Annotated in this window: 11 protein-coding genes; 5 read left to right on the top strand and 6 right to left on the bottom strand. The window is 46.0% G+C overall.

The annotated features are described in order from the left end of the window. From rplQ to GY843_RS18500, 4 genes are all read left to right on the top strand, one after another. Nucleotides 1–217: 50S ribosomal protein L17 (gene rplQ / locus GY843_RS18485; RefSeq protein WP_297311846.1), on the top strand; the 217-nt coding region annotated here is incomplete at its 5' end. A 141-nt stretch (nt 218–358) separates the two neighbouring features. After that, the gene (locus GY843_RS18490; RefSeq protein WP_297311847.1) at nt 359–691 is read left to right on the top strand and encodes a hypothetical protein; all 333 of its coding nucleotides are present in this window, start codon (nt 359–361) and stop codon (nt 689–691) included. 93 nt (nt 692–784) lie between these two features. Then, complete coding sequence (locus tag GY843_RS18495; protein WP_297311848.1) at nt 785–1,012, top strand: hypothetical protein; 228 nt, start codon at nt 785–787, stop codon at nt 1,010–1,012. A 47-nt stretch (nt 1,013–1,059) separates the two neighbouring features. Beyond that, nucleotides 1,060–1,713 (top strand): rhodanese-like domain-containing protein, encoded by a 654-nt coding sequence (locus GY843_RS18500; RefSeq protein ID WP_297311849.1) that lies wholly within the window; start codon nt 1,060–1,062, stop codon nt 1,711–1,713. A 134-nt stretch (nt 1,714–1,847) separates the two neighbouring features. Here GY843_RS18500 and uvrA read toward each other — a convergent pair whose 3' ends face one another. After that, nucleotides 1,848–4,676 (bottom strand): excinuclease ABC subunit UvrA, encoded by a 2,829-nt coding sequence (gene uvrA, locus GY843_RS18505; protein ID WP_297311851.1) that lies wholly within the window; start codon nt 4,674–4,676, stop codon nt 1,848–1,850. A 297-nt stretch (nt 4,677–4,973) separates the two neighbouring features. Between uvrA and GY843_RS18510 the strand changes: the two genes are divergently transcribed. After that, complete coding sequence (locus tag GY843_RS18510) at nt 4,974–5,525, top strand: single-stranded DNA-binding protein (protein ID WP_297311857.1); 552 nt, start codon at nt 4,974–4,976, stop codon at nt 5,523–5,525. A 413-nt stretch (nt 5,526–5,938) separates the two neighbouring features. Here GY843_RS18510 and GY843_RS21075 read toward each other — a convergent pair whose 3' ends face one another. The 5 genes from GY843_RS21075 to cueR form a co-directional block, all read right to left on the bottom strand. Next, on the bottom strand, nt 5,939–6,232 hold the full coding sequence (locus GY843_RS21075; protein ID WP_367183874.1) for a MerR family transcriptional regulator: 294 nt from the start codon (nt 6,230–6,232) through the stop codon (nt 5,939–5,941). Between the two features lie 177 nt (nt 6,233–6,409). Next, nucleotides 6,410–6,835, bottom strand: coding sequence for a cytochrome c (locus GY843_RS18515; RefSeq protein ID WP_297311852.1), 426 nt, complete (start codon nt 6,833–6,835; stop codon nt 6,410–6,412). Beyond that, nucleotides 6,832–7,050: an SHOCT domain-containing protein gene (locus GY843_RS18520; protein ID WP_297311853.1), complete on the bottom strand. Its 219-nt coding sequence runs from the start codon at nt 7,048–7,050 to the stop codon at nt 6,832–6,834. Before GY843_RS18520 ends, GY843_RS18515 begins: the two co-directional genes overlap by 4 nt. A 14-nt stretch (nt 7,051–7,064) precedes the next feature. After that, nucleotides 7,065–7,556, bottom strand: a complete 492-nt coding sequence (locus tag GY843_RS18525; RefSeq protein WP_297311854.1) for a DUF411 domain-containing protein — start codon at nt 7,554–7,556, stop codon at nt 7,065–7,067. Next, the coding region (gene cueR, locus GY843_RS18530; protein WP_297311855.1) for a Cu(I)-responsive transcriptional regulator at nt 7,556–7,997 on the bottom strand (442 nt) is incomplete at its 5' end. The genes cueR and GY843_RS18525, both read right to left, overlap by 1 nt.

Here is a 7,997-nt window from a genome sequence, read left to right on the forward strand (position 1 = left end):
CACTGTAGCGAATCGCCGTCTGGCGTTCGCACGTACTGGCAGCAAAGTTGCTGTTGGTAAACTGTTCAACGAACTGGGTCCGCGTTACAACGCGCGTCCTGGTGGCTACGTTCGTATCCTGAAGTGCGGTTTCCGCCCAGGTGACAACGCTCCAATGGCTTACGTTGAACTGGTTGATCGTCCAGCTGTAGAAGCTGACGAAGCAGCTGAAGATTAAGATTTCTTGATCATCAAAAAACCCGGCTTATGCCGGGTTTTTTATTGCCTAATAAAAGTTGTGCCGCCAAATAATTGATCTGACGGTTTCTGGTTTTATGAAAGATTGCTTATTATGTCTCGACTACGGAGTTAATTATTCATGAGAACCTTCAAACTAATCTCTCTAATTCTCGGCTTAACTGCTTCGTTTGCAGTTAATGCACAAAATTATAGTTTTATATCCGGTCAAGATTTGCGTGATGCTCTGTCTCAAGAATCTATGATGCTTAAAGGCTATTTTCTAGGAGTAACAGACGCATTAAAGGGTTTGGAAGGTGATGGGTGTTTTTTAGTTCCGCTTGCAGCGGATGCCGATGCACAAATGATCGAGAGTTATATATCATATTGGCGCAAAGGCTCGATACCTGAGACCGCTGTACTGGCGATAACGGAAGCTATGTCCGAAATCTACCCTTGTGCCGGGAAAGATTAGACTAAGGTTATTATTTAACCACTTGCGGGCCATATTCGTTTTAGCACAATAAAACTAATAATTATAAGGTTATAACCGAGCCTGGAGTGGACAATGAAATTTACCGGACTTAAAGCACTGCTAGCGGCGTTATCCGTTATTTGTGCTGTTTTGCTGCCTGTACAAAATGTAGTGGCAGCTGAAGCTGACCCAGCAGCCAAAGTTTGTGCAGATGGCAAGCCTTGCCCTGCAGAAGACAAAGCAGCTGACAAAAAGCCAGCTGATGAAGAACCGACCGATGAAGAGTTGGAAGATAGCTGTGAGGACGATGGCGTTTTCTAAGCGCTACTCTTATTTAAAAATAAATATAATATCGAGGATAGAGTTAAATGTTTAAATCATTCATTGCTGCCGCTGCAGTCGTTGTTACTTCAGTTCTACCCCTTTCTGCTAGCGCAGATGGTAAACCGGTAGGTATTACTTTTGGTATGTCTGAAGCAACAGTCATGCACAACGGCAAGTCTGTAACAATTAAGCGTGATCAGGATAACAACGCAACGGTTATCGATGCTTTTGCTAAGACATCTCGCCCGTGCCCACCGTTCTGTATCCAGCCAATCGTTCTGGCTCCTGGAGTTGAAACAATCGGTGAAGCAGAGATGATCGATTATCTAGTTAAAATGTCGAAAGGTGATGACTCAATTCTTGTAATCGACTCACGTACACCTAACTGGGTTGAGCGCGGTACTATCCCAGGTGCTAAGAACATTCCTTGGACTCTGCTGAATACCAAAAAAGGTGCCGATCCAATCTCTATAGGTGAGATCCTGACTGAAGAGTTTGGTGCGGAAGAGTTTGATGGCCTGTGGAAGTTCGGTAAGGCGAAAACGCTGGTTATGTTCTGTAACGGTATGTGGTGTGGTCAGTCTCCAACTAATATTAAAGCGCTTCTTGACTTCGGTTACCCGGCACACAAGATCAAGTGGTACCGTGGCGGTATGCAGAACTGGAGTAACCTGGGCCTGACTACTGTTAAGCCTTAAGTTTCCGCTTTCAAGTTAGGTTTGATTATGAAACTCCGGTGTTGGTGACAGCATCGGAGTTTTTTCTTTTGTTAAGCACGCGCCATTGGCGCGGCTAGCCGTCACGAAGTGACGTCCTAGCCCCTCTCAACCCACTATCGTGGGTTGAGCATCGGCTTAAGGAACCGCCCAGTATGAGAGGCTGTATTTTCTGCTACTTCCTCCGGTGTACCTTCAGCGATAATCATGCCGCCTTTGACTCCGCCTTCAGGGCCAAGATCTACAATCCAATCAGCAGTCTTGATTACATCAAGGTTATGTTCGATTACCACAATAGTGTTGCCGTGATCACGTAGACGGTACAGAACGTTAAGCAACTGCTGAATATCATAGAAGTGCAGGCCTGTGGTTGGCTCATCAAGGATATACAGGGTTTTGCCTGTGTCGCGCTTGGATAGTTCTTTAGCAAGTTTAACTCGTTGTGCTTCACCGCCGGAAAGGGTGGTTGCCGCCTGACCCAGACGGATATAAGAAAGACCTACGTCGATCAGTGTCTGAAGTCGGCGCGCCAGTGCTGGGATTGCATCAAAGAACTCGCGAGCATCCTCTACTGTGAGATCCAACACTTCGTGGATGTTTTTGCCTTTGTATTTGATCTCTAGGGTTTCGCGGTTGTAGCGCTTACCTTTACATACATCACATGGCACATAAATATCTGGTAGGAAATGCATCTCTACCTTAATTACCCCGTCACCCTGGCAGGCTTCACAGCGACCGCCTTTAACGTTAAAACTGAAACGACCAGGTTTGTAGCCGCGAGAGCGGGCTTCCTGTGTGCCAGCAAACAGCTCACGCACTGGGGTGAAGATGCCTGTATAGGTTGCAGGGTTGGAGCGCGGAGTTCGGCCAATTGGACTCTGGTCAATATCGATGACTTTATCGAAATGTTTGATACCGTTAATAGATTCGTGAGGAGCAGGATCTAATGTAGTGGCGTTGTTTAGTTCCGTGGCTGCGATTGGATACAACGTGCCATTAATTAATGTGGATTTACCTGATCCAGATACGCCTGTAATACAGGTGAGCAAGCCTACTGGGATCTTAAGATCTACATTATTCAGGTTGTTACCGCTTGCGCCATTTAGACATAATAGTTTATTGCTATCAGCGGGGTGACGCTTTTCCGGTACAGCGATCTCTTTTATGCCGCTTAGATACTGTCCGGTGATTGATTCAGGATTACTCATCACCTCTTCAGGTTTGCCTTCGGCGATGACTTGGCCACCGTGTACACCTGCGCCCGGACCTATATCGATTACATAATCTGCTAAGCGGATAGCATCTTCGTCATGTTCAACAACGATAACTGTATTCCCTAGATCACGCAGGTGGACCAGTGTGTTCAGTAGGCGTTCGTTATCGCGCTGGTGAAGGCCGATTGATGGCTCATCAAGAATATACATTACGCCTACAAGGCCGGCGCCGATCTGACTGGCTAGTCGGATGCGCTGTGCCTCACCACCGGAAAGGGTGTCAGCATTACGTTCAAGGGATAGATACTCAAGGCCTACATTAACTAAGAACTGCAAGCGCTCACGGATCTCTTTTAGAATTTTCTCGGCGATCTCACCTTGTTTTCCGGTCAGGTGAAGCTGCTCGAAATATTCCAGGCTTTCACCAATCGGTTTGGATACGATCTGTGGCAGAGTGTGGTTATCAATAAATACATGTCGTGCATCTCGACGCAGGCGACTGCCATCACAAGAAGGGCAGGGCTGCATGTTGAGATATTTAGCGAGATCTTCTCTAACAGTGTCTGATTCGGTCTCACGGTATCGGCGTTCGAGATTATTCAGAACGCCTTCAAATGGGTGGGCTTTGTTAATGATGTCGCCACGGTCATTCAGGTAGCGGAAGGTAACCGTTTCCGTGCCGCTCCCCTTAAGAATCAGATCCTGATGCTTTTTGCTCAGCTTATTGAATGGGGTATCCATATCGAAGCCGTACTGTTCTGCTACGGCTTTCAGTTGCTGGAAGTAGTACAGGCTACGGCGATCCCAACCGCGAATTGCACCCTCTGACAGGGTGAGGGCCGAATCATGAACTACCTTGGTTGGATCGAAATACTGTTTTACCCCCAGACCATCACAGCTTGAGCAAGCGCCGTGTGGATTGTTAAAAGAGAACAGGCGAGGTTCCAGCTCTTGAATACTATGACCACACTCCGGGCAGGCGAAGCGAGCAGAGAAAATGAGTTCAGCCGAGCCACCATCCATATAGGCAACTTTGGCAATACCGTCGGTAAGGTTGAGTGCGGTCTCAAATGATTCTGCCAGACGGGTTTGAAGATCATCACGTACTTTAAAGCGGTCGATAACTACTTCGATATCGTGCTTTTTATTCTTATCCAGTTCCGGTGCCGCATCCAGGTCAACAACAATGCCGTCGATACGGGCACGGATAAAACCCTCTGCGCGTAGGTTGTTTATAGTATGTAAGTGCTCACCTTTACGTCCCTGGATAACCGGTGCCAGCAGCATCATTTTGGAGCCTTCTTCCAGTTCCAGTACCTGGTCAACCATCTGGCTGATCGTCTGTGCTGCCAGTGGCAGATCATGATCCGGGCATCGTGGCTCACCAGCGCGGGCAAACAATAGACGTAGATAATCATAAATTTCGGTAATAGTACCTACGGTGGAGCGAGGGTTGTGTGATGTAGATTTCTGCTCGATGGAGATTGCTGGAGACAAACCTTCGATATGATCTACATCTGGTTTTTCCATCATGGACAGGAACTGGCGGGCATAAGTTGAAAGGGATTCAACATAGCGGCGCTGACCTTCTGCGTAGAGTGTATCAAAAGCCAGAGATGATTTACCTGAACCGGACAGGCCTGTGATAACAATCAGCTTATCGCGGGGGATCTCCAGATCGATATCTTTGAGGTTGTGGGTGCGTGCACCCCGGACCAGAATCTTATCCATAACGGCTCTCGAAAGCAGAAAACAAAACGCATCATTATAAAGACTTTTAATTAACCCGACACCTAAATACCCGCTATTCAGAACAAGCCCAAAGCAGCAGCTATAAGGCATCTGCTTGCAGGTAATAGTGATTCTATTGGCAAAATAATCTGTTCTCAGCAGGTTGATTTACGCACTCCTTTTTTATCAATAAAACTCATGTAGCTGACTACTGTGACAGAGCCCTGTCGCATGTTAAGCTTGACCGCTATTACGTAGATGGAACATGTCATCTGCGAGAGAAGAATTCTGGAGAAAATAATGGCACGCGGTGTTAACAAAGTAATTCTGGTCGGTAATCTAGGTGGGGACCCGGAAGTTCGTTATATGCCTAATGGCAATGCTGTAACAAACGTAACTATCGCAACAACTGATTCATGGAAGGATAAGCAGACAGGGCAGCAGCAGGATCGTACCGAGTGGCACCGAGTGGTCTTTTTTGGGCGTCTGGCAGAAGTAGCGGGTGAATACCTGCGTAAAGGTTCTCAGGTTTATATCGAAGGCGCACTGCGTACTCGTAAATGGCAGGATCAGAGCGGTAATGATCGTTACACAACTGAGATCGTTGTGGATATGAACGGACAGATGCAGATGCTAGGTGGTCGTGGTGGCGATTCCGGTTATCAGCAGTCTCAGCAGGGTGGTTATGCGCCTCAACAGCAGGCAGCTCCAGCACCGCAGATGCAGCAGGCGGCACCGCAGCAAGCTCCTCAGCAGCAAGCGCCTCAACAGCGTCCCGCTCCTGCTCCTCAGCAGGCACCACAGCCAGCTCAGGGGTTTGATGATTTTGACGATGATATTCCGTTCTAAAGAATCGGGTTTGTAATTGTATACACTATCTCGTTTAAGATATCTGTAAGCCTCGCCATTGCGGGGTTTTTTGTTTTTATCTGTGTATACTCGAAAATTTCTCTTTTTTGATAATGTTTATAAACTGTCATTATGAAAATGTATAGACGATGGGAGATGAAAATAATGACAGTGAAAACGGAAGAGGAAAATAAGTTTTTCTCTGTATGTCTCAGATCATGAATAGTAAAGTCTGTAGTACGAGTCTTCCGTATAGCCGTTATAATCCCTTTACTGGTACATGAAAGTGTTTAAGATTTTAATATTTAGAAAGAAAAAATATCTCTGTTTTTCTATCCACATCTACGTAAGTTGATAAACCCTCTCAATTGTTTCTTCTTTCTTGACCTAGGGCGTATTTGAGTATTCAGTATCTAGGCAGAGCTATACTTGTTCACATCATCAAGCTTACTGGATGCCAATTGCTTGGTTTGATCACAGCTCCCCTTACCAAGGGAAAGCAGAGTCTTGATTTCAACAAGACTAAATCCGTGCTTCTTCGCGCGCTGTTTGAACTGTATCCGCTGTACATCATGATCAGTGTATGTTCGATACCCTGAAGCAGGCTTCGCAGGTTCAAGGATAAGCCCAATGCGTTGGTAATATCTTATGGTCTCGAAACACACTCCAGCCTGTTTAGCCACTGTACTGATAGTCAGTTTGTTCATTGATTTTGATCATCACACCTGATTACTCGGATAGCGGTCCTTGCTAAAGCCTCCAACATAAATTCATGTGAACGTCCGTTGTGGGTCGGGGTTTACCTAAAGCGGTTCTCACAAAGTCTGGGGTTTGTGGTGTGAGAACTGCAGACGCCATATACGATAAATATTCATGATAGCAGCTTATTGAAGCCCACCTCGATCCAGCCACATCTGATAAATCTCTGGAGTCCATTTACTCTGAAAATAGGCGATAGCGGCCTCCTGCTCATTATCATTTAACAAATCATCAAATCCGGGCATAGTCCCACCAAATTTAGCCCCTCCTTCCCGAACTGTAGCTTTAAGCCCTTTCAGAGGGTGATGCCACGCATGCGCAGAGCCATTTAACGGAGGAGGTGGGTACTTACCATTTGGTAAAGGTATTCTCCACTCTTTCGTACCTTGAGCGCCCGCCCCGTGACAAGTAGCACAGTTTGAGGAAAAAACGGTCTTACCCAAATCTACTTGCGATTGGGTATACCAACGGCCCTCTACCTTCGGCTCTGATTCAAAACACCCTGAAAGCACTGCCACTAGGGCCAGAACAATCCCTGCTCGTATAATCATTTTTCTAATTCTGCCTTCATCTCAAGATACTCTTCTTCAGAAATTTCTCCTTTAGCATAACGCTCATCAAGAATCTCAATGGCTGTTGATGAAGCCTTAACCCTTCCGGACAAGGCTTTTACGATTAACACAATCATCACAGCGAGAAACAATAACCAAATTACCATCCCGAACCCATGCCATCCTGATGAAAACATTCCATCTGTATGCCACATGATCAGCCTCCTGCTTAATAGTTAGTGTATTCTGAGAACACTCCTACCTCGCCCTTAGAGTCGACGGAGTAAACTTTGAAGTCATGTTTTGGAGCCCCCGACATATCCATGCCTGGACTACCTGATACCATCCCCGGAACCGTTAGAAGCTTTATATCTGCATTAGATAGAACCTTTTTAATATCCTGTGCCGGTACATGCCCTTCTATAACCTTTCCGTTGATCTTAGCCGTATGACATGAATACCCCTGTTTTGGTACTCCCAGTTGCTCTTTCAATGGAGTCACATCAGAAAGCACATGGTCCCTGACAACAAAATTATGTTCCTTCAGGTGCGTTATCCAGGTTTTGCAACAGCCACAGCTTTCGCTGCGGTATACATCAATTTCATATTTAGTATCATCTCGCCCTTCCAACCAGTAGGGATCGCCAGCATAAGCAGGTAGGGAAATAGCTAAGAAAAGCACAATGGCAATTTTTTTCATTCTTGCAGTTACTTCATTCATTACTGTAAAACCTCTCCGTGACCCTCAGTACACAATTCTTCTAAAATTGGGCAATCATGATCCGCATTACCCGGACATGATTTTGACATTTTAATCAAAGCTAACTTGATATCTTCGAGGTGCTTAATCTGACTCTGAACACGCTCTAGGTTATGCTGCACTTTCTCTTTAACTGCGGCAGATGCGCGATCGGGATCATGCTGTAGATCAAGAAGCTGCCTGCACTCATCCAGTGAAAATCCTAGTTCTCTTGCACGCCTTATAAAGCTCAGCGTTTCTAACTGGTCCTCTGTGTAAAAACGATAACCGTTATCGGACCGGCGAGCCTTAGGGATGATCCCCTTTTCTTCGTAAAAACGGATTGTCTTACTGGTCAGGCCAGTAAACTTTGCTGCTTGTGAGATATTCATTCTGATATTCCCTGCATAAGTTAAATGCACC

The organism is Neptuniibacter sp. (assembly GCF_024231755.1).
Lineage (GTDB): Bacteria > Pseudomonadota > Gammaproteobacteria > Pseudomonadales > Balneatricaceae > Neptuniibacter.